This window comes from Thauera sp. DNT-1 (assembly GCF_055393985.1).
In genome coordinates, this window is sequence record NZ_AP043752.1 from 2,589,266 (window position 1) to 2,614,668 (window position 25,403).

The window sequence follows — 25,403 nt, forward strand, 5'->3', positions numbered from 1 at the left end:
TCGCATGAGTCCCAAGTGCGGACCGTACTTCCTGTGGCCGGAGAATCTCCTCCCGTGACTGAGCGCTTCCCGTCCGCAGGTTCGACAGTTCAGCACGCAAGTGCTTGTTTCAACTGAATCACACTTCCAGAAATGCCACCACACCACGCCCGCCCCCACGGCCCGGCCACGAGCCCTACCTGACCCCCCATCCCCGCGAGACATCTTGAAAAGCGCCCTCTTCGTCGACTTCGATAACGTCTATTCCGGCCTGCGCAAGCTCGACCCGGCCATCGCCGACCGCTTCGCCCGCCAGCCCCTGGAGTGGGTGAACTGGGTGATCGGCGAGCTCGAGCTGCCCGACCACGCCCCCGCCGGCGCGCGCCGCCGGCTGCTGGTGCGACGCTGCTATCTCAACCCGCAGGCCTATCAGCGCTTCCGGCCGTCCTTCAACCTCGCCGGCTTCGAGATCATCGACTGCCCCGCGCTGACGAGCGAGGGCAAGACCAGCACCGACATCCACATGGTGCTCGACATCATCGACCTGCTGCAGCACGAGGCCCGCTACGACGAGTTCATCGTGTTCTCGGCCGACGCCGACTTCACCCCGGTGCTGCGCAAGCTGCGGCGCTGGGATCGGCGCACCACGGTGCTGGCGATCGGCTTTCCGTCCGCGGCCTATCGCGCCTCGGCCGACCTGCTGATCGACCCCGACGAGTTCGTCCGCAACGCCCTCGGCTTCAAGGACGAGGACGATGCGCCCGGCGCCGGCGCGCCCCCTGCCGACGTCGCCCCGGAAAGCCTGTCGCTCGCAGCGAGCGCACGTTTCGCGCAGGCGTCGCCGGAAGCGGCCCGGAGCGTTCCCCCGGCCTCGTTCTCCAGCGGCGCCGACGCCCTCGACCACGACCTCGCCGAGATCGTCGAGACCATGCGCGCCGAGGTTGCGCGCTCGGCCGCGCCCGTCCCCTGCAGCCGCCTGGCGAGCCTGATCACCACGCGCCACCCCGCCCTCGCCGCCGACTGGAACGGCAAGGGCAGCTTCCGCAGGTTCGTCGACAGCCTCGAGCTCGCGCCGCTGCGTTTCGACTGGAGCAACAGCGGCGGCTTCGTCTTCGATCCCGCCCGCTCCGGCGCCGGCATGCAGGACGGCAGCGTCACGCCCGACTGGGGCGAGGATCAGGACATCCTGCCGCTCGCCATGCAGATCCACGAGGTCTCCGGCGTCCCCCTGCTCGGCCCGGCCGAATACCGCGCGCTGTTCTCGATCATCGCGGACGACGTCGGCCGCCATCCCTTCGACCTCAAGGAAACCGGCAAGCGCGTGCGCGACCGCCTGCGCGAAGCCGGTCTCGGCGGCAGCCGGCTCGACGTCAACTGGATCCTGCGCGGACTGCTGATGCGCGGCCACGCCTTCGGCGAGGGGCAGGACCGCGCCGCGACGCTCGCCACCAAGACGGCGAACAACGTGCGCTCGCTCTGCCTGCGCGAGCAGATGATCCTCGACCGCGCGGCCGAGACGGCGATCGCGCGCTGGTTCGGCACCCATCCGGCTCCCACCCGCAGCGGGCAGTGAGCCGATGCGGGTGCCGCGGCCCTCGACTCCGCCTCCCACACGCTTCTGAGCTATATTGCGTCGCAACAGATCCAGCACGAGGACCACCCCCATGGCCAGTCGCAACCCCTCCTTCTTCCGCCGCATCGGCCTCGCCTTCTCCGTCCTCTTCGGCGCCGAGCTCGCCGGCCGCCTCGTCCGCCTGCGCGAGGAAGGCGCAGACACCGAGGCCGCTGCCGGCACCGAGGACGCCGCCGCAGCCGCCCAGCCCGCCATCGTGCGCGAGACCACCCCCGAGGCCGCGCTGCAGCTGCTCGGCCTGCTCCAGCGCGACGCACGCTTCATCGATTTCGTCCAGGAAAACATCGCCGCCTATTCGGATGCCGACATCGGCGCCGCCGCGCGCGTAGTGCACGAGGGCTGCCGCAAGGTGCTCGACGAGCACTTCGCCATCGCGCCGGTGCGCGACGAGGCCGAAGGCAGCCGCCTCACCCTGCCCGAAGGCTTCGACGCCGCGGCCGTACGCCTCACGGGCAAGGTGGTGGGCAAGCCGCCCTTCACCGGCACCCTCGGCCATCGCGGCTGGCGCGTGACCGACACCCGCCTGCCGGCGCTGGCCGAAGGCCACGACGCCAGCGTGATCGCCCAGGCGGAGGTGGAGCTGTGAGCGCCCCCGCCCGCTACACCCTCGGCATCGACCTCGGCACCACCCACTGCGCGCTCTCCTATGTCGACCTCGAAGCCAGCGACGGCGACCAGGCCGCGCAGCAGGTGCTGGAGATCCCCCAGCTCACCGGCCCGGGCAGCATCGAGGCGCGCCCGCTGCTGCCCTCCTTCCTCTACCTGCCGCACGCCGACGAGCTCGCCCCCGGCGACCTGAGCCTGCCCTGGGGGGCGACGCAGGATCACGCGGTGGGCGAGTTCGCCCGCAACCGCGGGGCGGCCACGCCGATCCGCCTGGTGGCCAGCGCCAAGAGCTGGCTGTGCCACCCCGGCGTCGACCGCCGCGCCGACATCCTGCCCGCCGAGGCGCCGCCCGAGGTGGCGCGCATCTCGCCGCTGACCGCCTCGGTGCGCTACCTGTCGCACCTGCGCGCGGCCTGGAACGCCGCCCATCCCGAGGCGCCCTTCGACGCCCAGGACGTCACCGTCACCATCCCGGCCTCCTTCGACCCCGCGGCGCGCGAGCTCACCGCCGAGGCCGCGCAGGCCGCCGGCTACCCGCCGATCACCCTGCTCGAGGAGCCGCAGGCGGCGCTCTACAGCTGGATCCAGCGCAGCGCCGGGCAGTGGCGCAAGGAAGTGAAGACCGGCGACCTGATCCTGGTGGTCGACGTCGGCGGCGGCACCACCGACCTGTCGCTGATCGCGGTGCTCGAGCGCGAGGGCAACCTCGAGCTGCACCGCGTGGCGGTGGGCGAGCACATCCTGCTCGGCGGCGACAACATGGACCTGGCGCTGGCCTACACGGTCACGCGCAAGCTCGCCGAGCAGGGCACCCGGCTCGACCCCTGGCAGACGCGCGCGCTCGCCCATGCCTGCCGCGGCGCCAAGGAGGCGCTGCTGAGCGACTCCGACCTCGACAGCGTGCCGGTGGTGGTGCCGAGTCGCGGCTCGAAGCTGATCGGCGGCTCGATCCGCACCGAGGTGCGGCGCGAGGAGCTGGTCGCCACCCTGGTCGAGGGCTTCTTCCCCCGCGTCGCGGTCACCGAGATGCCCATCACGCGGGCGCGCGCCGCGCTCACCCAGCTCGGCCTGCCCTATGCGCAGGACGCGGCGGTCACCCGCCACCTCGCCGCCTTCCTCACCCGCCAGCTCGGCGCCACCGCCGATCTCGAAGGCTTCGCCGCGCAGCCCGAGGAGAGCGTCTTCCTGCACCCCACCGCGGTGCTGTTCAACGGCGGCGTGCTCAAGTCCGGGCTGATCGCCGGGCGCGTGCTCGACACCCTGAACGACTGGCTCGCCGCCGACGGCGCCGCGCCGGCGCGGCTCCTCGGCGGCGCCGACCTCGACCTCGCGGTGGCGCGCGGCGCGGCCTACTACGGCTACGTGCGCCGCGGACGCGGGGTGCGCATCCGCGGCGGCACCGCGCGCGCCTACTACGTCGGCATCGAGTCCTCGATGCCCGCCATCCCGGGCATGGAGCCGCCGCTCGAGGCGCTGTGCGTCGCGCCCTTCGGCATGGAGGAGGGCAGCGAGGCCGCCCTGCCCGCGCAGGAGTTCGGCCTGGTGGTCGGCGAGCCGGTGCGCTTCCGCTTCTTCGGCTCCTCGGTGCGCCGCCAGGACGAGGTCGGCACCCTGCTCGACTTCTGGCAGCCCGACGAGCTGCAGGAGCTCGAGGAGATCGAGGCCACCCTCCCGGCCGAAGGCCGCCGCCCCGGCGAGGTCGTGCGCGTGAAGCTGCACGCCCGCGTCACCGAGACCGGCACGCTCGAGCTCGAGGCCCTGCCGGTGGACGGCAGCGCGCGCTGGAAGGTGCAGTTCGACGTACGCGGCACCGCCGAGGCCTGAGGTCGCTCGGGTGGCGACGCGCTACACCGTCGGCATCGACCTCGGCACCAGCAACACCGTGGTCGCCTTCGCCGCAGAGGGCGAGGACCGCATCCAGGTGCTGGAGATCGAGCAGCTCGTCGGCCGCGGCGAGCTCGCCGCGCGCACGCTGCTGCCCTCGGTGCGCTACCACCCCGCCGCGGGCGAGCTCGACCCCACCACGCTGCGCCTGGTCGCGAGCGCCGGCGAGGGGCAGGGCGCGCCGCCGGGCGTGATCGGCCAGGCGGTGGTCGGTCAATACGCTCGCGAGCTCGGCGCCCAGGTGCCCGGGCGCGCGGTGGCCAGCGCCAAGAGCTGGCTCTCGCACGCCGGCGTCGACCGCAACGCCGCGATCCTGCCCTGGGGCGCGGCCGAGGACGTGCCGCGGGTGTCGCCGGTGGTGGCGAGCGCGAGCTACCTCGCCCACGTGCGCGCGGCGTGGAACCGTCAGCATCCCGGGGCCGCGCTCGAAAATCAGGACATCGTGCTCACGGTGCCCGCCTCCTTCGACGAGGGTGCGCGCGCCCTCACGCTGGAGGCGGCGCGGCTGGCCGGCCTGCCGCGCCTGCGCCTGCTCGAAGAGCCCCAGGCCGCCTTCCACGACTGGCTGTTCCGCCACCGCGAACAACTCGCCGCGGAGCTCGCGCAGTCCCGCCTGTTGCTGGTGTGCGACATCGGCGGCGGCACCACCGACCTCACCCTGATCCAGGTCGAGCCCGCCGCGGACGGTCTCTCGCCGCCGCGCCTGACCCGCATCGGCGTCGGCGACCACCTGATGCTGGGCGGCGACAACATGGACCTGGCGCTCGCCCACCTGGTGGAGAAGCGCCTGCTCGCCGGCGGCGAGCGCCTGTCCGCCGCACAGCTCGCACAACTTGTGCAGCGCTGCCGCACGGCGAAGGAGCAGCTGCTCGCCGCGGACGCGCCGGAAGAGCTCAAGGTCACCCTGCTCGGCGCCGGATCGCGCCTGATCGGTGCGGCGCGCTCGACCGCGCTACGCCGCGACGAGGTCCTGCGCCTGGTGGTGGACGGCTTCCTGCCTCTGGTCGGAGCCGACGAGGCACCCGCGCGCCGGCGCGCCGCGATCGTCGAGTTCGGCCTGCCCTATCCCGCCGACCCGGCGATCAGCCGCCACCTCGCCGCCTTCCTGCGCCGCCACGGCCAGGTTTCGCGCGTGGCGCTCGGGATGCCCGGTACGGGCGCGGGCAGAGATGCCGACGGAGATGCGGACGAAGCCGCAGCCCCACTCGCGATCCCCGACACCCTGCTGCTCAACGGCGGCGTGTTCCGCGCCGACGCGATCTCCGCCCGCCTGGAAGGATTGCTCGCACACTGGCGCGGCGCGCCCCCGCGCGTGCTGCACAACGACGCCCCCGACCTCGCCGTCGCCCGCGGCGCGGTGGCCTTCGCGCTCGTGCGCGCGGCGCGCAGCGGCCCCGGCATCGGCGGCGGCTCGGCACGCAGCTACTTCCTGGTGCTGGAGGCGGGTGGCGAGGCCGCGCGCGCGATCTGCGTGCTGCCGCGCGGCACCGAATCCGGCACCGAGGTCGCGCTCCCCGAGCGTCGCTTCGCGCTGCGCCTCGGCCAGCCGGTGCGCTTCCACCTCGTGTCCTCGACCGGCGACCGCGCGTGGCAGGCGGGCGAGCTGGTCGAGCTCGACGCCGACGATTTCATCCACCTGCCCCCGCTCGCCGCCCGCCTGCCCGCCACCGCCGCCGGACGTCGCGAGAACGTCGCCGTGCGCCTGGTCGCCTGCCTGACCGAGGTCGGCACGCTGGAGATGCAGTGCGTGGCGATCGACGACGACACGCAACGCTGGCAGCTCGCCTTCCAGGTGCGCGCCGAGACCGACACGCCCGCCACCGAGGCCGCGGCCGGCGCCCATCCTCGCCTCGCCCAGGCCATCGCCCTCATCGACGAGGTCTTCGGCGGGCAGGCGCGCGAACTCGACGCCAAGGCGGTACGCCAGCTGCGCGCCCGCCTCGAGCGTGTGCTCGGCCGCCGCGACGACTGGGACATGGCGCTGCTGCGCGCGCTCTTCGACGCCCTGCTCGAGCGCGCGCGCCGGCGCCGGCGCTCGGCCGAGCACGAGCGCGTGTGGCTCAACCTCGCCGGCTACTGCCTGCGCCCCGGCCTCGGCGCGGCGCTCGACGACTGGCGCGTCGACCAGCTGTGGGCGCTGTTCGGCCAGGGCCTGCAGTACGTGCGCGAGGGCAACAACTGGAGCGAGTGGTGGACGCTGTGGCGGCGCTGCGCCGGCGGCCTCGACGAGGCACGCCAGCTGCAGGTCCTGGAGGTGCTGGCCGAGCACCTCGAAGACACCGACGCCGCCCGCCGCCGCGGCGACCCGGTGCAGGGCAGCTACGACGACATGGTGCGCCTGGCCGCTGCCCTCGAACGCGTGCCGGCGATGCACCGCATCGAGGTCGGCAAGTGGCTGCTCGAGCGCCTCGCCCGCCCCGCCGAAAAGGCCCACACCTGGTGGGCGCTCGGCCGCGTCGGCGCGCGCGAGTCGCTCTACGGCAGCGCACACAACGTGGTGCCGCCGGAGACCGCCGCCGAGTGGCTGCAGGCCGTGCTCGCGCTCGACTGGAAGGTCGTCGAGCCCGCCGCCTTCGCCGCCGCCCAGCTCGCCCGCCTCACCGGCGACCGCGCGCGCGACCTCGCGCCCGAACTGCGCGACGAGGTCGCGCGCCGCCTCGCCGCCCTCCGCGCCCCGCAGAGCTGGATCACCATGGTGCGCGAGGTCGTCAGCCTCGACGACGCCGACCGCCGCCGCAGCTTCGGCGAAGCGCTGCCGCCGGGCTTGCGGCTGCTGTAGCGCTGCGCGGTGGAGGGAGGAGGGCGCGCCGTCGCCGGCTCGATGCCGACGGCGCCCATCCGGTCACTGCAGGCCGGCGAGCGGCGCGCGGTCGATCGCCGACAGCGGCGCGTTGACCTCGAACAGCTTCGCATGCACCTCGGGCACGCCGAAGCCGAGCAGGCGCGCGCGGTGCATCGCCAGGTAGCGCTCGGCGTCGGCGCGGTCGGCGAACAGGTAGATCCCGCCCGCCTCGCCGCTGTCGCGGTTCTCGGTCCAGATCTTCCACAGCAGGCCGGGCTCCTGCGCGATGGACTCCGCCAGGCCCCGCATGGCCTGCGCCATGTCCTCGCCCCAGGGGCCGGCATAGGGAAAATCGACTTGAAGAAGGATGGGCACGCGCGATCTCCTGTGCGTCGGGGTCGGAACGGAAGGCAAGCCGGGTCGCGCCGGGAGGGTGGACCGCGACGTTCGCACGGTTCAGGACGGCTCCGGATTCATCGGCCATTCTACCGTCGCGGCGCAGGTATCCGGTCGCGGCGCCAAACGAACCGACGCATCGCGACTTGCGTCTCCTATGGAAAACCGGGCAGGTTTCCGGAGCGCCCGCAGGAGCGACGCCAGTCGCGATAGCAGCGCGTCCTGCACAAGCCTCGCCGGCCAGGCCGGCTACCATTGTCGACCGCAAGGCCACCCCGCCTTGTCACCCATCACACCCGCACCCGCCATGTCCACCGACTCCGCTGCCCTGCACTACGACACCATCGCCCGCGCGATCGCCTTCGTGCGCGCCCGCCCCCGCCACACGCCACCGTCCGGGGCGGTCGCGGAGGCGCTTGGCCTCGATCTCGGGCAGTGGCAGCAGGTGCTCGCGGAATGGGCGGGGATCACGCCCGAGCGCTTCCTGCACTGCCTGGGGCGGGCGTATGCACGCGAGCGCCTGTCGCCGACGCCGGAGCGGCTCCCGGAGCGCGACGCCGGCGATCCCGCACCGTCGGACCTGGCCCGCGCCGTGCCGCTCACCTGGGAGCCGATGCCCCCCGCCTCAGGGCGCACCGTCGCACTCGGCCACGGCCTTGCAGCCACGCCCTTCGGCGACGCGCTGCTGGCGTGGACCACCCGCGGCGTGTGCCATCTCGCCTTTCGCTGTCGTGACGAGGCGGCCCTGCTCGTCGAGCTACGCAGCCTCTGGTCCGCCGCCGCGCCGGTGCGCGACGATGCGCACGCACACCGCCTGGCGCAGCGGATCTTCCCGTCGCGCGCGCCTTCCACCCCGGTGGCTGCAGCCACCGGGGCCTCCGCGCCCGCCGAAGCGGCGAACCCCGCCCCAGGCGGCGTTCACCTGATCCTGCGCGGCACGCCCTTCCAGGTCCGCGTCTGGTCCGCCCTCATGCGCATCCCGCCCGGCCGCCTGATGTCCTACCGCCAGCTCGCCACCCTGCTCGGCATGCCGGCTGCACCGCGCAGCGTCGGCAGCGCGATCGCGGCCAACACGCTCGGCTACCTCGTCCCCTGCCATCGCCTGATCCGCGCGGACGGCGACGCGGGCGAGTTCCGCTGGGGCCGCGAGCGCAAGCTGGCGATGCTGGCCTGGGAGGCCACTTGAACACGCGGCGCAGCCCCGACTACCTGGCCGGCTACCCACCGGCGCTGGTGCATCAGGTGAGAACGCTGATCGAGCAGGGCGGACTGGCCGACGCGCTGCGCCGACGCTATCCGCAGGGGCACGCGGTGCGTTCGGACAGCGCGCTCCACGACTACGTGCAGGCGCTCAAGGCCGCCCACCTGCGCAGCGCGCCGCCACTCGCCAAGGTGCGCTTCGACAACACCCTGCATGTGATCCGCAACGCGCTCGGCACCCACACCGCGATCTCGCGCGTGCAGGGTTCGCGCCTCCAGGCCAAGCGCGAGATCCGCATCGCCACGCTGTTCCGCGCCGCGCCGGAGGCCTTCCTGCGCATGATCGTGGTGCACGAACTCGCCCACCTGCGCGTGCGCGAGCACGACAAGGCCTTCTACCAGCTCTGCCTGCACATGGAGCCGGATTATCACCAGTACGAGTTCGACCTGCGCACCTACCTGAGCTACCGCGACGCGGGCGGCGAGGCGCTGTGGGGGGCGTAGGGATGCCGGAGTCCAGATACGCAGCGCGCGTCGCGGCCGCACCGCACGATCGCGACTTGCGTCGCTCCCACCGGGCACGGCGGAAGCACGGCGGCTATCCGTAGGAGCGACGCAAGTCGCGATCGGCCGGCGCGGCGGTTTTCCGTAGGAGCGACGCAAGTCGCGATCGGCCTGCACGGCGGTTTTCCGTGGGAGCGACGCGAGTCGCGATCGGCCGGCACGGCTCGACACGACGTGGCGAAGGGCACATCCCGGCCGTCCCCGAACGAAACCGCCCACACCGCGCGGCTGCACGGTGTGGGCGGGAGGGTGCTGCAGGCGGGAACCGCGTCAGCGCAGGTCGAAACGATCCGCGTTCATGACCTTGGTCCACGCGGCGACGAAGTCGCGCACGAACTTCTCCTGATTGTCGTCCTGGGCATACACCTCGGCGTAGGCGCGCAGGATGGAATTGGAGCCGAACACCAGATCGACGCGGGTCGCAGTCCACTTCTTCGCGCCGCTCTTGCGCTCGACGATGTCGTAGCTGTTGCGCCCGGTGGGCTTCCAGCTGTAGGACATGTCGGTCAGATTGACGAAGAAGTCGTTGGTCAGCGCGCCGACGCGGTCGGTGAACACGCCGTGCCCGCTGCCGCCGTGGTTGGTGCCGAGCACGCGCAGGCCGCCGACCAGCACGGTCATCTCGGGCGCGGTCAGGCCGAGCAGTTGGGCGCGGTCGAGCAGCATTTCCTCGGGCTGGACCACATAGTCCTTCTTCTGCCAGTTGCGGAAGCCGTCATGCACAGGCTCCAGCACCTCGAAGGACTCGACGTCCGTCTGCGCCTGGCTGGCGTCGCCTCGACCCGGGGCGAAGGGCACCTCGACATTGAAGCCGACGGCCTTGATCGCCTGCTCCAGGCCGACGTTGCCGCCGAGCACGATCACGTCCGCGATGCTGGCGCCGGTCTCGGCGGCGATCTTCTCGTAGGCCGCCAGCACCCTGGCCAGCCGCGCCGGTTCGTTGCCTTCCCAGTCCTTTTGCGGGGCGAGGCGGATGCGGGCGCCATTGGCGCCGCCGCGGTAATCCGAGCCGCGGAAGGTGCGTGCGCTGTCCCAGGCGGTGGCGACCATGTCGCCGACCGACAGGCCGGCGGCGGCGATCCTCGCCTTCACCGCGGCGACGTCGTAGGTCTTGTTGCCGGCGGGCACCGGGTCCTGCCAGATCAGGTCTTCGGCAGGCACGTCGGGACCGAGGTAGCGCGCCTTCGGGCCCATGTCGCGGTGGGTGAGCTTGAACCAGGCGCGCGCGAAGACGTCCTCGAAGTAGGCCTGGTCGTTGCGGAAGCGCTCTGCGATCTTGCGGTACGCCGGGTCGAATCGCAGCGCCATGTCGGCGTCGGTCATCATCGGCTTGCGGCGGATCGACGGGTCTTCCACGTCCACCGGCATGTCTTCCTCGGCGATGTTCACCGGCTCCCATTGCCAGGCACCGGCGGGCGACTTCTGCAGCCACCAGTCGTGCTTGAAGAGCATGTCGAAGTAGCCGTTGTCCCACTTGGTCGGATGCGAGGTCCACGCGCCCTCGATGCCGCTGGTCACGGTGTCACGACCGATGCCGCGGGTGGTGTGGTTCATCCAGCCGAAGCCCTGCTCCTCGAGATCCGCAGCTTCGGGCGCGGGGCCGAGGACGGCGGCGCTACCGTTGCCGTGCGCCTTGCCGACGGTGTGGCCGCCGGCGGTGAGCGCCACGGTTTCCTCGTCGTTCATCGCCATGCGGGCGAAGGTCACGCGCATGTCGTGGGCGGTCTTGATCGGGTCGGGCTTGCCGTCGACGCCCTCCGGGTTCACATAGATCAGGCCCATCATCACCGCGGCGAGCGGATTCTCGAGGTCGCGTTGGCCGGAGTAGCGCGAGCCCTCGCTGCCGCTGGGGGCGAGCCATTCCTTCTCGGAGCCCCAGTAGATGTCCTTCTCGGGATGCCAGATGTCTTCGCGACCGAAGGCGAAGCCGAAAGTCTTGAAGCCCATCGACTCGTAGGCCATGTTGCCGGCGAGGATGATGAGGTCGGCCCAGCTGATCTTGTTGCCATACTTCTTCTTGATCGGCCACAGCAGGCGGCGCGCCTTGTCGAGGTTGCCGTTGTCGGGCCAGGAGTTCAGCGGCGCGAAACGCTGGTTGCCGGTGCCGCCGCCGCCACGACCGTCGGCGATGCGGTAGGTGCCGGCGGCGTGCCAGGCCATGCGGATCATCAGGCCGCCGTAGTGGCCCCAGTCGGCCGGCCACCATTCCTGGCTGTCGGTCATCAGCGCCTTGAGGTCGTTCTTGAGCGCGTCGACGTCGAGCTTCTTCAGCTCTTCGCGATAGTCGAAGCCCGGGCCGAGCGGGTTGGTCTTGCGGTCGTGCTGATGGAGGATGTCCAGGTTCAGCGCCTTGGGCCACCACGCCATCACCGCATCCTTGGCGGCGGTATTGCCGCCATGCATCACCGGGCACTTGCCGGCGGTGTTCGTGCTGTTCTCGCTCATCTGATTCTCCCTCTGTGACTGCTACGCAGACTGATTGCGAGGGGCGGTCGCGCCTCGCAGAAAACCGCTTCCGAAGCTCGCTCCACGATCGCGGAACAAGGCCGGAAACGGCCGAAAACCGCTGCTGACAGGCTCAGACTAGCAAAGATCGGGCGCTTTGGAAGCAATGGAGAGAATTGACGGAGGCTATCTTCCGACGTTGCGGTGCACAATAAAATTTATCCGGCTGGCCTGCGGAACGCGTTCCGCTCATGCGGCTCCACATCGTCCAGCAGAGGTGCGAACGCCCTGCCGGTCGCGCGCACGAAACCCAGCCTGGCTACCCAGTTCGAGCAGTTTTCTCCATAGCCGGGTGTAAGAAAACCCGACACTCCGGGGTCGCCAACCTTGTTCGGCCAGGGACTGTCATTTTCCTGCAACCCGCCGCACCGCTTCGCGCCGGAAATGCGAGAATCGCGCCCCCTCTCCCGCGGGCACGACCCGCCGGCAGGCTGGAAAAGACAACGGACACCATCGAGGAAAGCAACATGTCGAAGAAGTTGGCAGGTTTGATCGTTCTTGGGCTCGCGAGCGCGACGCCCGCATTCGCCGCCGGGCAGGCCGAGGCGAAGGGTCTCGTGGAGGACAGCTCGCTGAACGTGCTGCTGCGTAACGCGTTCATCAATCGTGATTACAAGGGCGGCCGCCACGACAGTGGCGAATGGGGCCAGGGTGCGATCGCGAACTTCGAGTCGGGCTTCACACAGGGCACGGTCGGATTCGGTGTGGACGCATTTGCCGCCTATGCGGTTCGCCTCGATGGCTCCCGCGACCGCGCAGGCAACTGGGGGATCGACTTCTTCAAGCAGGACAGCACCGGCATGCCGGAGAAGGATGTGGCCAAGGGTGGCGCCTCCCTCAAGCTGCGCTTCTCGAACACCGTGCTCGCTTACGGCGACCTGCGCCCCAACCTGCCGGTGCTGAGCCACGACAACTCCCGCCTGCTGCCCGAGAGCTATACCGGCACCATGCTGACCTCGACCGAGATCGAAGGCCTGGAATTCAATGCCGGCACCTTCCACGCCCAGTCGCGCAAGAGCGACGAGGGTCGTGACAGCGGTGGTCTGAAGGGCATCGACGTGATCGGTGCGAGCTACAAGTTCAACGACGCCTTCAGCGGCGCGTTCTACGCCTCGGACGTCGAGGACGTGCTCAAGCGCCAGTACCTCAACCTGAACTATGTGCTGCCGATCGCCAGCAACTCGCTGACCTTCGACTTCAACGGCTACCGCACCAAGCAGGACGCCGACTTCCAGCCCGGCAAGAGCCGCATCTGGAGCCTGGCCTCGACGTACGCGACCGGCCCGCATGCCTTCACGCTGGCCTACCAGCGCAACAATGGCGACATCGACTACAACTACGGCTTCTACCAGAGCGAGGGATGGATCGGTGACGGCGGCGGCTCGATCTGGCTGGCCAACTCCTACTGGTCCGACTTCAACGCTGCGGACGAGCAGTCCTGGCAGGTGGCTTACTCGGTCGACTTCGCCGAGTACGGCATCCCCGGCCTGAGCTACCGCATCGCCTACGTCCGCGGCCACGACATCGACGTCGGCACGACCACGGATGGCAAGGAGCACGAGCTCTTCAACCAGCTGTCGTACAAGGTGCAGAGCGGCGCCGCCAAGGATCTGAACGTCCGCCTGCGCGCCTCGACGCTGCGCGTCTCGGAGAGCGCCCGCGCCTACAACAGCAGCGGCAACGAAGTCCGCATCTTCCTCGACTACCCCTTCAGCGTGTTCTGATCCACGCGATGCGCACCGGTCCGGGCATCCCCCGATCCGGTGCGCACAAGAACAAACGGGAGCCATCGGCTCCCGTTCCTTTTTTGCGGGGATCGCGCCCCCCGCCTCAAGCCCTGCGCCTGCGCGCTACACCAAGCCCGGCGAGCCCCAGGCCGAGCAGCGCGAGCGAGGCGGGCTCCGGTACGCCGTTCGGCGTGCAGCCGGGTGCCGTCGGGTTCGCGTCGCAAAACTCGACCGCGGTCCCCTGCACGCCCACCGTGAAGCCGTTCCAGTTTTCGTCGCTGAGGCTGCGCCAGTTCACGGTGTCGAACGTGCCCTTGAACTGCAGCGTGCCGTGCGGTTCGCCCGTGCCCAGCAACTGGTACTCGGTCTTGCCGTTGACCGTCACCATCTGCTTGTACGAGGTTCCGCATCCCCAGTAGCCGCAGGCGTTGCCGTCACTGGAATCGCCGAAGCTGAGGATGTCGAAGTCCTGGTCGAAGCCGTAGCCGTTGCCGTTGAGGCTCACATAGGCGAACACCGGATTCGCGATCGCCTGCGAGAAGCTCAGCGTCTGCAGGCCTGCGCGGTTCAGTGCAACGATGTCGGTCGTGGCCGGCCGGTTGTCGACCGCAGTACTCGTGAACGGCGAGGTGCCGGTCGGGCCATCCGTGCCGTTGCTGTAATAGTAGGTGCCCCCGCCCGTCTCGTAGAAGCTGATCCCCTGCGGGTTCGTGTAGGTCACGGAGACCGTCGAATTCGACGTCGTGATCGTGCCCACGCCCTTGAAGCCGACACCCGGATCCAGGTCGCTTCCGGTCCAGTCCGTCCAGTAGATCTGCGCCGCCGAGGCGCCGCCGGCGCTCAGCGCCAGAGCCAGCGCCAGCACGCCGGCCTTGCAACTCGTCCGTGTCCTTGTTTTCATGTCCGTCTCTCAATCAATCTCGGCGACGCCGAGCCGTCTCGACCGAAGCGAGATCCGTGCCAGCCTTGCAAAAATGCCGAATTTGCCCTTGATAACAGAAACTTGCGGGCTTGTCGGAAAAGTCGGACGCGTATCGGGCCCACAGGCGTGTAAAGATTGCCGACACCGCCCATCCCGGGCAAAGGAAGCGCGGCCCCGTCAGCACACCTCGCCTGAAAACATCCCCATGCGGCCCGAAATCCATCCCTCGATCCCCGCCCTCCACGTCGACGAGTGCCTCCTCGTCGTCGACAAGCCTGCCGGCCTGCTCTCCGTCCCCGCGGGCGGGGAAGGCCGGCAGGATTGTCTGGCGGCGCGGATCCAGGCGCGCTGGGCCGACGCCCGCATCGTGCATCGGCTCGACGCCGCCACCTCCGGCCTGGTGCTGTTCGCGCGCGGCGCGGAGATGCTGCGGCGCATGAGCCTCGCCTTCGAGCAGCGCATCGTCGGCAAGCAGTACGTGGCCGTGGTGCACGGCCATCTCGCCCAGGACGACGGCGAGATCGACCTGCCGCTGGCCGAGGATGCGGACAACCGGCCCCGCCAGATCGTCGATGCGCTGCGCGGCCGGCGCGCGCTCACGCGCTATCGCGTGCTCGATCGCCAAGGGGCGGGCGCCGACGCCTGCAGCCGCCTGGAGCTCAAGCCGGTCACCGGGCGCGCGCACCAGCTGCGCGTGCATCTGCTCTGCCTCGGCCACCCCATCTTCGGCGATCCGCTCTATGCTCCGCCCGAGTCCGCCGCCCGCTTCGGCCGCATGCACCTGCACGCCGCCCGCATCGCCTTCATGCATCCACACACGCGCGTGCCGATGGTGTTCGACAGCCCGGCGCCGTTCTGAAGCCCATGGTGCAGGCCGCCCCCACGCGAGCACTGCATCGAGCCCTCGACCGTGAGAACCGCATGACGACCCGCTCCCCCCTGCAACGCGTCGCAGACCTGCTGCGCGCCGAGTGGCACCACCTCACCGCGTTCACCCCCAGCACCCGGCGCTGGCAACTGGCCTTCGCCGCCGCGTTGGCCTCCGGCCTGCCGCTGATGGTGGGGGCATGGTTCGGCCATCTCGAATACGGACTGATCTCTTCGATCGGCGGGCTCGCGCTCCTCTACCTCCCCAACACGCCGATGTCGCACCGCATGGTGTGGCTGATGGCCTGCGCCTTCGGCATGGCGGCGAGCTATGCGCTCGGGCTGATGACGCATTTCCTGCCGCTGGCCAAGGTGGGCGTGCTGGCGTTGATCGCGATGCTGGTGACCATGGTGTGCCGCTTCTATCGCGTCGGCCCCCCGGGCAGCCTGTTCTTCGTCATGGCGGCGGCGATCGGCGCCTACACGCCCGGCACGGTGGAGGAGATCCCGCTGCGCGTGGGCCTGTTCACCATGGGCGCCCTGCTCGCGAGCCTGATCGCCTTCGTCTACAGCCTCCAGGTCCTGCGCCTGCAGCCGGCCGATGCGGTGCCGCCGCTGCAGCCGCCGACCTTCGACTTCGTCGTCTTCGATTCGGTGGTGATCGGCGCCTTCGTCGGCCTGGCGCTGGCGATCGCCCAGGCGCTGCAGCTCGACCGCCCCTACTGGGTGCCGGTGAGCTGCCTGGCGGTGATCCAGGGCGTGTCGCTGCGCGCGGTGTGGAACCGCCAGCTCCAGCGCGTGCTCGGCACCGCCATCGGCATGCTCTTCGCCTGGTGGCTGCTGAGCCTGCCGCTCGACGCGTGGCGGATCGCGCTGCTGGTGATCCTGCTCGTCTTCGTGATCGAGAGCCTGGTGGTGCGCCACTACGGCCTCGCGGTGATCTTCATCACCCCGCTCACCATCCTGCTCGCCGAGGCCGCCACCCTGGGCCACGCGCCGCTCGCCGAGCTGATCGCGTCGCGCTTCACCGACACCCTGCTCGGCTGCGTCGTCGGTCTGGTGGGCGGCATCTGCCTGCACAGCGCGCGCTTCCGCACGCTCTTCGGCAACCCGATGCGCCGGCTGATCCCACGCCAGCCGCCATCCTGACCGGCTTCAGCCCGTAGCCGGACCGCCAGCACCGATGAAAATCAACCAGTTGCGCTATTTCCTCGCCGTGGCCGACAAGGGCAGCGTGCGCGCGGCCGCAACGGCACTCGGGGTCTCGGCTGCCGCCGTCAGCCAGGCCCTGCGCGAACTCGAGACGGCGATGGGGACGCCGCTGTTCACGCGCGAGTCGCACGGCGCGGTGCTGAGCTACGCCGGACGACAGTTCCTCATCCACGCCCGCCTGATCCTTGGCCAGGTCAGCCGCGCCGAAGCCGAGATCGCACAGATCCGCGGCGCAACCGGTGGCTCGCTGACGATCGGGGTCACGCCCTGGGTCGCGCAGTCCATCCTGCCCCACGCCCTGGCCCGCTTCCACGCCCTGCGCCCGGACGTGCACCTGGACGTCACCGAGGCGGTGGGCACGGTCCATCCGCTGCTGCGCGACGGCACCCTCGACCTGGTGATCGCGATCCCGCCACCACGCCAGGAGGCGTCGATCTTCTACACGCGCGAGCTGTTCCGCTGCGATCTGGCTGTCGTCGGCCGCCTCGGCCATCCCTTTGCCAGCGCCACTTCGCTCGAGGAGCTCGTCGACCAGGACTGGGTGCTGACGATGCTCGGCGCCGGCCAGGACGAGCCGCTGGTCAACCTGCTCGCCCCCCACGGCATCGCGCCGCCGCCGCACCGTGTGCATTACGCGCGCTCGGCGCTGGTCGCCATCAGCATGCTCGAGGTCGGCAACATGCTCACCATCTGCCCCTGGCCCCTGCTCGAGACCCCGCTGCTGCGCGGGCGCGTGCAGGCCCTGCCGATCCGCAACCCGCTGCCCGAAATGCACACCGCCATCATCGTCCGCCGCAACGACACGCTGAGCGCGGCGGGGCAGTTGTTCATCGACTGCTTCGAGGACGCCACCCGGACCTGCGTGGCCACCGACGATCCCGCGCTCAAGCGCATCATGAACTCGGTCGAGCGGGCGCCCGACGCATGATCCGCCGGGAAGAAACCAAAAAAATGCCCGCAAGCTGCGGGCATGAACCACATTGAAGTGGAGGAGGGAGACCAGAAAGGATTTGCAGGCGGTCGCGTGGCACCACGCCACGCGCTTGCAGCTCAGGCGGCGCAGCGTTGCGCGACCGCGCCCGGCGGCCACCGCCGGGTCACGCTGGGCGCCGGGCGCGCGGCGCGTGCCGACAGGACGGTAGCGCGGGCATGGGCGAGGGCGACGAAGCGATCGACCGCAACACGATCGAAGGTCGCGCCGCTGCGCACGCCGACGTACGCGGCCGCATCGACCAAGGCGCGTCGCCAGGCATCGAGGGCATCACCTTCACTGATGCCGGCCTTGCGGGCAACCCAGGGCAGAATTTTGGGGGCTTGCATGGTGAGAACTCCTGTGAATTTCGTCGAAGGCCGCGCGCCGGTGAGCCTGGTTGCACGCCTCTTGCAGTGCACAAATCTTATGGGACGATGGGCCGTCCGAATAGACAGGCATTTCCGTGGGTGTAAGGTTTTTGTTTACGCGGGACGACGCCCGCTGGTCGCACTACCCGCGGGGCAGGACAGGCGCCAGCCCGGGCCGGCGCGCTTCGGGCATACTGGCGCGCCCCGCGCAGGAACCCGCCATGTCCTCCACCCTCACCGACCTGCTCTCGACCGCGCTCGCCGCCCGCGCACCGCTGATCGCACAGCTGGCTGCCGAAGACACCGACGCCTGGCGCCTCTTCCACGGCACCGTCGAGGGCGCGCCCGGCATCACGGTCGACCGCTACGGCAGCGTGCTGCTGGCGCAGACCTTCCATCGCCCGCTCAGCGCCGAGCAGCTGGCCGAGCTCGAGGCCTTCTACGCCGCCGCCCTGCCCGGCCTGGCGCTGGTGTGGAACGACCGCAGCGGCAAGAACTCGCGCGTCGCCAACGCGCTCCCGCCCGAACAACAGGCCCTCGCCGAGCAGCCTTCGGAGTTTTCCGAACTCGGCGTGCGCTACCGCTTCCAGGCCCGCCACGGCGGGCAGGACCCCTGGCTGTTCCTCGACCTGCGCGCCGCGCGCCGCCGCGTCATGCAGGAGGCCGCGGGCAAGTCCCTGCTCAACGTGTTCGCGTACACCTGCGGCGTCGGCATCGCCGCGGCCAAGGCCGGCGCGCGCCACGTGGTGAATGTGGATTTCGCCGAGTCCGCCCTCGCGGTCGGCAAGGACAACGCACGCCTCAACGAGCTGCCGATCCGGGTGCGCTTCATCAAGTCCGACGCCTTCGCCGCGCTGCGCCAGTACGCCGGCATCGGTCAGCCGAAGATGGTGCGCGGCAAGCACCTGCCGCCCTTCCCCGAGCTCGCGCCGCACCGCTTCGACCTCGTCTTCCTCGATCCCCCGCGCTACGCCAAGAGCCCCTTCGGCGTGGTCGACCTGGTGCACGACTACGCCGCGCTGTTCAAGCCCGCGCTGCTCGCCACGGAAGAGGGCGGCACCCTGATCTGCTGCAATAACGTCGCCCGCGTGGATCGCGAGGACTGGCTCGAGCAGCTCGAGCGCAGCGCCCGCAAGGCGGGCCGTGCGGTGCGTGAGGCCGAATGGATCAGCCCCGAGGCGGACTTTCCCAGCCGCGACGACAACCCGCCGCTGAAGGTGGTGCTGCTGCGCGTTTGAGCAAGGCGCCGGCACGCCGCCACCGCCCATCCACCGGACACGCCCCAGGAGAGGTCATGGCAGGATTCGAGAACTATCAGGAAGCCACCCGCAAGATCGAGGACGAGATCGAGCACATGGGCGTCGCGCTCGGCATCGACTGGTCCGACGAGGCCCAGGTGAGGGCGCTCGCGCGCGAGGCGCTGGACCACTCCCAGGACAGGATCCGCGAGGCCGCGGCCAGCCCGGACGACCACGAGCTGGGGGCGAAGGTGACGCTCTTCGGCCTCGCCAGCCTGATGCTGCGCACGATGGAAGAGAGCGCCGGCGTCGGCATCGAGAGCCATGGCGGACCGGTCTGGAAGGCCTTCGGCCGCGCGCTGTGGCTCGAGGCCGAGCAGCGCCGCCAGCCCGAAGCCTGAGCCTTGCGGATCCCGATCGCGCCGCATGCGGTCTCGGCGCGGGAGGTGCGCGGAAAGAAGTCATTGGGCCGATAAACAACGCGCATGAAAATCCGCTGCGGATTTGACGGAAAATATGGTTTTGGCCGGTCCGCAGCCCCGCTGCCCCGCCGGCCCCGGATTTCTCCTTCAGGAAGCGACCATGCTGCAGAAATTCCCCGCCTTCGCCGGCGTCCAGGGCCCTGTCGTCGTCATCGTGATGGACGGCTACGGCATTCCCAAGCACGAGGTCGGCAGCGCCATCGACGCCGCGCGCAAGCCCACGCTCGACCGCCTGTTCGCCCAGTACCCCAACATCGTGCTGCGCGCCCACGGCACCGCGGTGGGCATGCCGTCGGACGACGACATGGGCAACTCCGAGGTCGGCCACAACGCCATCGGCGCCGGCCAGGTGTATGCGCAGGGCGCGGCACTGGTCGCCAACGCGATCGCCGAAGGCGTGATCTGGCAGGGCGAGGCCTGGCAGCAGATCGTCGCCGGCGCCAAGGCCGGAGCCAGCGGAAAGGCAGGGGTGCTCCACTTCATCGGCCTGTTCTCCGACGGCAACGTGCACAGCCACATCGACCATCTCAAGGCGATGGTGCTGCGCGCGAAGGAGGAGGGCGTGCCCACGGTACGCATCCACGCCCTGCTCGACGGCCGCGACGTGCCCGAGACCAGCGCGCTCGACTACGTCGAGCCCTTCGAGGCCTTCCTGAAGGACATCAGCACTGCCGGCTTCGACGCCCGCATCGCCTCCGGCGGCGGCCGCCAGACCATCACCATGGACCGCTACGACGCCAACTGGCCGATGGTGGCACGCGGCTGGCGCACCCACGTGCTGGGCGAAGGCCCGCAGTTCGCCAGCGCCACCGACGCGGTGCACGGCCTGCGCGAGAAGCACCCCGGCACCATCGACCAGGACCTGCCCGAGTTCATCGTTGCCGAGGATGGCAGGCCGATCGGCACCATCGAGGACGGCGATGCGGTCGTGTTCTACAACTTCCGCGGCGACCGCGCGATCGAGATCACGCGCGCCTTCGTCGAAGAGCACTTCACCGAATTCGACCGCGTGCGCCATCCGCGCACGACCTACGCCGGCATGCTGCAGTACGACGGCGACCTGCAACTGCCCAAGCGTTTCCTGGTTGCCCCGCCGGCGATCAAGGACACCTCCAGCGAGTGGTTCAGCAAGTCCGGCCTCGCCCAGTTCGCCTGCTCCGAGACGCAGAAGTTCGGCCACGTCACCTACTTCTGGAACGGCAACCGCTCGAACAAGTTCGACGGCGAAACCTGGCAGGAAGTCCCCAGCGACGTCGTGCCCTTCGAGCAGCGCCCGTGGATGAAGGCGGCCGAGATCACCGACGCGATGATCGCCGCGCTGCAGTCCGGCCGGTTCAAGGTGCTGCGCTGCAACTACGCCAACGGGGACATGGTCGGCCACACCGGCAACTTCCGCGCCGCGACCATGGCGATCGAGGCGGTGGATCTGGCGCTCGCGCGCCTGCTGCCGGCGATCGACGCCGCCGGCGGGGTGGCACTGATCACCGCCGACCACGGCAATGCCGACGAGATGTTCGAGCTCGACAAGAAGACCAGGCAGCCGGCGCAGAACAAGGACGGCAGCTACAAGGCCAAGACCGCGCACACGCTCAACCCGGTGCCGCTGATCCTCTACGACAACGTCAGCGGCGGCAAACTCGGCCTGAAGCCGCTCGAGACCGCCGGCCTGTCGAACATCGCCGCCACGGTGGCCAACCTGCTCGGCCTGCACAAGCACGACAAGTGGGACGACAGCCTGCTGGAGGTGAAGTGATGGCTACGGCCACCGGGCGCCGCCCCTTCCCCGGCTTCGTGGTCGGAGTCTTTCCTTTGGAGCCGGTTCGATGCGAAGCATGAAGAAGCCCGTGCGTGCGGCCTCGGGCGCACTCCTCTTCGTCGCCGCCCTCGCGACGGGCGCATGCGGCCTGCTCCCGCAGAAGACCGAGGTCGCCCCGGGCGTGACCCAGCAGACCGGCCAGTTCGAGTTCGCCCTCCCCAGCGGCGAATACCGCTGCGAGCGCGGCGAACGCCTGCAGATCCGCCGCGAGCTCGCCAACGCGGTGAACAACCGTATCCAGCTCGGCTGGAACGGCAGCCAGTACCAGCTCGAGCGCGACCTGTCGTATTCCGGCCTGCCACGCTTCGAGGACGGCGCCAGCGGCCTGGTCTGGATCGACCTGCCGTGGAAGGGCCTGCTGCTCGACGGCCGCACGCACAAGCCGCTGGCCAACGAGTGCCGGGCGGCCTGATGGCACGGTGACGACAGCCGGAGTCCGAGCCTACCCGCCGCAATCGCGACTTGCGTCGCTCCTACAAACGCTCGAGAGACCGTGCTGGTCCGTGTAGGAGCGACGCAAGTCGCGATCCGGACGATGCGGTGGCGACGGGCGTCGTCGAATCGCGACTGCCGTAATCGCGACTTACGTCGCGCCTACGAAAGCTCGAGAGACCGCGCTGGTCCGTGTAGGAGCGACGCAAGTCGCGATCCGGACGATGTGGTGGCGACGGGCGTCGTCGAATCGCGACCGCCGTAATCGCGACTTGCGTCGCTCCCGCAGACAGCCCGCGACAAGCCATCCGCAGGCGATCGAACCCATGTCAACGCGAGGCCTTGGGCAGGGATCCCGCGCTCAACCCTCGACCACCACGCCCAACGCGGCGGCGTTCGCCAGCGCCAGCCCGTCGGCGACCGCCCGCGCCGCCTCGATCTCCGCCTGCGCACGCGCCTGCGCGTCGGCGACGCCGAAGCGCGCCGCGTCCTCCGCCTCGCTGCGCAGCGCATGCGCGCTGCCCACATGCAGGCCGAAGCGCGCCAGCGCCGAACGCGCGGCCGGATCGGCGCCGTGCACGATCGCCATGCACTCCGCGCCCGCCTCGAAGAGCTTTGCGCGCCGCCGGCGCGCGATGTCCAGCCAGGCCTCCGGCGTACGGGACGCCGGCGCGGCGAGCAACTCGCGGTACGCCACCTCACCCTCGGCGATCACGTTGGTCGCATCGGACAGCACCCGCATCACCTCCATGTCGCCGAGGTCCACGATCATGCGGAAGGCGCTGGTGTAGAGCAGGTCGCCGAGCAGGATGTTGCCGGCGTTGCCGAACAGCGCTCCCTCGCGCTCGCCGTCGGCCGCGCCGCCGCTCGCCTCGGTGACGTCGTCGTGCAGCGCGAGCGAGATGTGGATCAGCTCCACCGCCGCCGCCAGCGCGTGCGGGCGCTCGCCGCCGTGACCGAGGGCGCGCGCGCTCGCCAGAACCAGCGCCGGCCGCCGGCGCTCGGCACCGTGCAGGATGAACTCGACGACCTGGCGGATCAGCGCCACGTCGTTGTTCATGTGCGCGCGGATGATCGCGTCGACCCGCTCCATGTCGTGCTGGAGCCAGGCGGGGGAGGGGGCGGAGTGCTGGAACATGTTCGGGGTGCCGTGCGGTGGCCGCAAACGGCGGCCGGTCGAGGTTCGCCCGCGAGTCTATAGGCGCGCCGCCACGCTGACCAGCCGCAGGCGCCCGCGCGGGCTACAAGCCGGTACAAGGCGGACACATGCTGTGGCGCACAATTTCCCGCATGGGATCCGCTGCCTCATGGCGGCCGCATTCCGCTCGAAGGGAGCCATCATGAAGAACATCAAACTCGCACTCCTCCTCGTCCTCGCCACCCTCAGCCTGCTGTGGTGGTGGGCCGATCCGCTGCTCGTCCAGGGCGACACCTACTTCGCGCTGCGCACGCTCGCGGTCAACTACACCGGCGTGCTCGCCATGGGCGCGATGAGCATCGCGATGATCCTCGCCCTGCGCCCCGCCGCGCTCGAGCCGCTGCTCGGCGGCATGGACAAGGCCTACCGGCTGCACAAGTGGCTGGGCATCGCCGGCCTGTCGGTCGGCGTGGTGCACTGGCTGTGGGCCAAGGGCACCAAGTGGGCGGTCGGCTGGGGCTGGCTGCAGAAACCCGCGCGCGGCCCGCGCCCCGAGCAGACCGTCGAGCTCTTCCGCTTCTTCCAGGAGCAGCGCGGCCTCGCCGAAACCATCGGCGAGTGGGCCTTCTACCTCTTCGCCGTGCTCGCCGCGATCGCGCTGATCAAGCGCTTCCCCTACCGCCGCTTCGTGCAGACCCACCGCGTGATGGCGGCGGTGTACCTCGCACTGGTCGTGCATGGCGTGGTGCTGCTGCCCTTCGCCTACTGGACGCAGCCGCTCGGCATGGTCATGGGCATGCTGATGGCCGCCGGCAGCTGGGCCGCGCTGCGCTCGCTCGCCGGCCGCATCGGCCGCGGGCGCCGTGCGCACGGCCGCATCGAGCGCGTGGTGCGGCACCCCGCCAACCAGGTGCTCGAGGTCGGCCTGCGCCTCGACACGCCTTGGCCGGGACACCAGGCCGGACAGTTCGCCTTCGTCACCTTCGACGAGCGCGAGGGTCCGCACCCCTTCACGATCTCCTCCGCCTGGGGCGGCGACGGCCGCATGGATTTCATGATCAAGCCGCTCGGCGACTACACCCGCAGCCTGCCGGCGACGCTGAAGCTGGGTGACCCGGTGCGCGTCGAAGGCCCCTACGGCCGCTTCGACTTCGGCGGCGCCCAAGCTCGGCAGATCTGGGTCGCCGGCGGCATCGGCATCACCCCCTTCGTCGCCCGCATGCAGGCGCGTGCGCAGGAAGACAGGCCGGGTGGGCGCGCGGCGGCGATCGACCTCTTCTACAGCACCAGCGCCCCCGACGAAGGCTTCATCGCCCGCCTGCGCGAACTCGCCGCGCGGGCGCGGGTGCAGCTGCACGTGCTGGTCTCGCCACGTGACGGCCGCCTCGACGCCGACGGCATCTGTCGCAGCGTGCCCGACTGGAAGCAGGCCGGCGTGTGGTTCTGCGGCCCGGCCGGCTTCGGCGCGATGCTGCGCGACACCCTCGCCACCCGCGGCCTGCCCGCCGAGCGCTTCCACCAGGAGCTGTTCGAGATGCGCTGAGGCGGATGATCCGGAGTCCCGGGCGACTTCCAAGGGTTTGGCGCAGGCGCGACACAAGTCGCGATTTGAGCGCTCACGCGACGCGACACGTCGTCTCCTGCGAATGGCGCGGCAATCGCGACCTGCCTCGCTCCTGCCAAAGGCTCGAAACCCCGACCGCGGCACGCACCCTGGCTGCACCGCCCGCGAGCCGGCACAATTCCACAGATGAACGACGCCCTCGCCATCCCCGCCGCCTTCGCCGAGCGCCGGCTGTTCGAGCCGATCGCGCCGTGGCTGGCCCGCTTCACCACACCCGGGCTGCCCTCGCGCGCCGCGCTCGACGCCCTGCTCGCCGAGGCCGCGCCCGCGGCGCGCAGCGGTGGCGGCGCGCCGATCCGCTTCGCCGCGCCGGGCGACGACGAGGCCGGCTACGAGGCGCGCATCTTCGCCACCGGCGAGGTCCCCACCCGCGAGGCCGACTGGCACGACTTCTTCAACGCGCTCGCCTGGTGCGCCTGGCCGCGCACCAAGGCCTGCTGCAACCGCCTCCACCTCGACGAGCTGCGCGCACGCGATGCCGCCGGCCTCGCCGGACGCGGGCCGCGGCGCGACGCGCTGACCCAGTTCGACGAGTGCGGCATCGTCGTGGTGTCCGCCGACCCGCAGGTCCCCGCCCTGCTCGCCGCGCACGCGTGGGAAGAGGTGTTCTGGAACCGGCGCGAGGCCCTGCAGCACAGCACCCGCTTCCTCGTCTTCGGCCACGGCACCTGGGACCAGCTGCGCGCGCCCTTCCCCGGCCTGTGCGCCAAGGCCATCCACCGCGTGGTCGATCCGGCCTGGCTCGCACTGCCCGCGGCCGCGGCGCGCGCCGAGACCGATGCCTGGCTCGCTGCCCGCCTCGCCGCCACGATCGGCGACTTCAGGCCGCGCAGCCTCGCCCCGCTGCCACTGCTGGGCATCCCCGGCGTGACGCCGGCCAGCGAGTCCGCCGGCTACTACCGCGACACCCGCCAGTTCCGCCCGCAGCGCATGCCTGCGGGCACCGCCGCCGGCGCCTGAAGTTCCGCCTGGCGGCGCCCACGCACCGCAGCTATAATCCTTTTGTCATTTTCCGGCCTCGCATGCCGACGTGCTCGAGGCGAGCATCGAGGGCA

At 70.5% G+C, this 25,403-nt stretch carries 21 protein-coding genes; 16 read left to right on the forward strand and 5 right to left on the reverse strand.

The annotated features are described in order from the left end of the window. The first annotated feature begins 205 nt into the window (after positions 1-205). The 4 genes from ACZ5PP_RS11970 (at position 206) to ACZ5PP_RS11985 (ending at position 6,881) form a co-directional block, all read left to right on the forward strand. Positions 206-1,552: an NYN domain-containing protein gene (locus ACZ5PP_RS11970; protein WP_012584211.1), complete on the forward strand. Its 1,347-nt coding sequence runs from the start codon at positions 206-208 to the stop codon at positions 1,550-1,552. Between the two features lie 91 nt (positions 1,553-1,643). Next, positions 1,644-2,198, forward strand: coding sequence for a DUF2760 domain-containing protein (locus tag ACZ5PP_RS11975; protein WP_043741709.1), 555 nt, complete (start codon positions 1,644-1,646; stop codon positions 2,196-2,198). After that, positions 2,195-4,042 carry an Hsp70 family protein gene (locus ACZ5PP_RS11980; RefSeq protein WP_464826083.1) on the forward strand — a complete coding sequence of 616 codons (1,848 nt, stop codon included), beginning with the start codon at positions 2,195-2,197 and terminating at the stop codon, positions 4,040-4,042. Before ACZ5PP_RS11975 ends, ACZ5PP_RS11980 begins: the two co-directional genes overlap by 4 nt. Before the next feature lie 10 nt (positions 4,043-4,052). Next, positions 4,053-6,881, forward strand: a complete 2,829-nt coding sequence (locus ACZ5PP_RS11985; RefSeq protein WP_464826084.1) for an Hsp70 family protein — start codon at positions 4,053-4,055, stop codon at positions 6,879-6,881. Positions 6,882-6,944: 63 nt separating this feature from the next. Here ACZ5PP_RS11985 and ACZ5PP_RS11990 read toward each other — a convergent pair whose 3' ends face one another. Further along, on the reverse strand, positions 6,945-7,259 hold the full coding sequence (locus ACZ5PP_RS11990) for a monooxygenase (RefSeq protein WP_043741703.1): 315 nt from the start codon (positions 7,257-7,259) through the stop codon (positions 6,945-6,947). Positions 7,260-7,587: 328 nt separating this feature from the next. On the opposite strand from ACZ5PP_RS11990, the gene ACZ5PP_RS11995 reads away from it, so the two are divergent. Both ACZ5PP_RS11995 and ACZ5PP_RS12000 read left to right on the forward strand, forming a co-directional pair. Continuing rightward, complete coding sequence (locus tag ACZ5PP_RS11995) at positions 7,588-8,466, forward strand: methylated-DNA--[protein]-cysteine S-methyltransferase (protein ID WP_043741701.1); 879 nt, start codon at positions 7,588-7,590, stop codon at positions 8,464-8,466. After that, positions 8,463-8,984, forward strand: a complete 522-nt coding sequence (locus ACZ5PP_RS12000) for a M48 metallopeptidase family protein (protein WP_043741699.1) — start codon at positions 8,463-8,465, stop codon at positions 8,982-8,984. Before ACZ5PP_RS11995 ends, ACZ5PP_RS12000 begins: the two co-directional genes overlap by 4 nt. Positions 8,985-9,314: 330 nt before the next feature. Here ACZ5PP_RS12000 and katG read toward each other — a convergent pair whose 3' ends face one another. After that, positions 9,315-11,489: a catalase/peroxidase HPI gene (gene katG, locus ACZ5PP_RS12005; RefSeq protein WP_012584218.1), complete on the reverse strand. Its 2,175-nt coding sequence runs from the start codon at positions 11,487-11,489 to the stop codon at positions 9,315-9,317. A gap of 527 nt (positions 11,490-12,016) precedes the next feature. Between katG and ACZ5PP_RS12010 the strand changes: the two genes are divergently transcribed. Further along, entirely contained in the window at positions 12,017-13,273 is a 1,257-nt protein-coding gene (locus tag ACZ5PP_RS12010; RefSeq protein WP_004312768.1) for an OprD family porin, read from the forward strand. Between the two features lie 106 nt (positions 13,274-13,379). On the opposite strand, the gene ACZ5PP_RS12015 is transcribed toward ACZ5PP_RS12010, so the two are convergent. Beyond that, entirely contained in the window at positions 13,380-14,177 is a 798-nt protein-coding gene (locus ACZ5PP_RS12015; RefSeq protein WP_012584220.1) for a PEP-CTERM sorting domain-containing protein, read from the reverse strand. A gap of 226 nt (positions 14,178-14,403) precedes the next feature. On the opposite strand from ACZ5PP_RS12015, the gene ACZ5PP_RS12020 reads away from it, so the two are divergent. The 3 genes from ACZ5PP_RS12020 (at position 14,404) to ACZ5PP_RS12030 (ending at position 17,205) form a co-directional block, all read left to right on the forward strand. After that, positions 14,404-15,057, forward strand: coding sequence for an RluA family pseudouridine synthase (locus ACZ5PP_RS12020; RefSeq protein WP_004312771.1), 654 nt, complete (start codon positions 14,404-14,406; stop codon positions 15,055-15,057). A gap of 62 nt (positions 15,058-15,119) precedes the next feature. Then, positions 15,120-16,214 carry an FUSC family protein gene (locus ACZ5PP_RS12025; protein WP_012584221.1) on the forward strand — a complete coding sequence of 365 codons (1,095 nt, stop codon included), beginning with the start codon at positions 15,120-15,122 and terminating at the stop codon, positions 16,212-16,214. A gap of 34 nt (positions 16,215-16,248) precedes the next feature. Then, on the forward strand, positions 16,249-17,205 hold the full coding sequence (locus tag ACZ5PP_RS12030) for a LysR family transcriptional regulator (RefSeq protein ID WP_012584222.1): 957 nt from the start codon (positions 16,249-16,251) through the stop codon (positions 17,203-17,205). A gap of 122 nt (positions 17,206-17,327) precedes the next feature. On the opposite strand, the gene ACZ5PP_RS12035 is transcribed toward ACZ5PP_RS12030, so the two are convergent. Continuing rightward, a complete protein-coding gene (locus ACZ5PP_RS12035) occupies positions 17,328-17,597 on the reverse strand; it encodes a hypothetical protein (RefSeq protein WP_043741692.1) in 270 nt (89 codons plus the stop codon). A 242-nt stretch (positions 17,598-17,839) separates the two neighbouring features. Between ACZ5PP_RS12035 and ACZ5PP_RS12040 the strand changes: the two genes are divergently transcribed. The 4 genes from ACZ5PP_RS12040 to ACZ5PP_RS12055 all read left to right on the forward strand — a co-directional run bounded on the left by ACZ5PP_RS12040 (position 17,840) and on the right by ACZ5PP_RS12055 (position 21,566). Next, complete coding sequence (locus tag ACZ5PP_RS12040; protein WP_464826085.1) at positions 17,840-18,856, forward strand: class I SAM-dependent rRNA methyltransferase; 1,017 nt, start codon at positions 17,840-17,842, stop codon at positions 18,854-18,856. A gap of 56 nt (positions 18,857-18,912) precedes the next feature. Further along, positions 18,913-19,257, forward strand: coding sequence for a hypothetical protein (locus ACZ5PP_RS12045; protein WP_004312780.1), 345 nt, complete (start codon positions 18,913-18,915; stop codon positions 19,255-19,257). A gap of 181 nt (positions 19,258-19,438) precedes the next feature. Further along, entirely contained in the window at positions 19,439-21,091 is a 1,653-nt protein-coding gene (gene gpmI, locus ACZ5PP_RS12050; RefSeq protein ID WP_464826086.1) for a 2,3-bisphosphoglycerate-independent phosphoglycerate mutase, read from the forward strand. A 79-nt stretch (positions 21,092-21,170) separates the two neighbouring features. Beyond that, the gene (locus ACZ5PP_RS12055; RefSeq protein WP_004312784.1) at positions 21,171-21,566 is read left to right on the forward strand and encodes a hypothetical protein; all 396 of its coding nucleotides are present in this window, start codon (positions 21,171-21,173) and stop codon (positions 21,564-21,566) included. Positions 21,567-21,947: 381 nt separating this feature from the next. Here ACZ5PP_RS12055 and ACZ5PP_RS12060 read toward each other — a convergent pair whose 3' ends face one another. After that, positions 21,948-22,724 (reverse strand): polyprenyl synthetase family protein, encoded by a 777-nt coding sequence (locus tag ACZ5PP_RS12060; protein WP_004312786.1) that lies wholly within the window; start codon positions 22,722-22,724, stop codon positions 21,948-21,950. Positions 22,725-22,926: 202 nt separating this feature from the next. Here ACZ5PP_RS12060 and ACZ5PP_RS12065 point away from each other — a divergent pair, with 202 nt between their 5' ends. Both ACZ5PP_RS12065 and ACZ5PP_RS12070 read left to right on the forward strand, forming a co-directional pair. Continuing rightward, positions 22,927-24,267, forward strand: coding sequence for a ferredoxin reductase family protein (locus ACZ5PP_RS12065; RefSeq protein WP_464826087.1), 1,341 nt, complete (start codon positions 22,927-22,929; stop codon positions 24,265-24,267). Positions 24,268-24,474: 207 nt separating this feature from the next. Then, entirely contained in the window at positions 24,475-25,308 is an 834-nt protein-coding gene (locus ACZ5PP_RS12070; RefSeq protein WP_464826088.1) for a DUF3025 domain-containing protein, read from the forward strand. Positions 25,309-25,403: the final 95 nt, after the last annotated feature.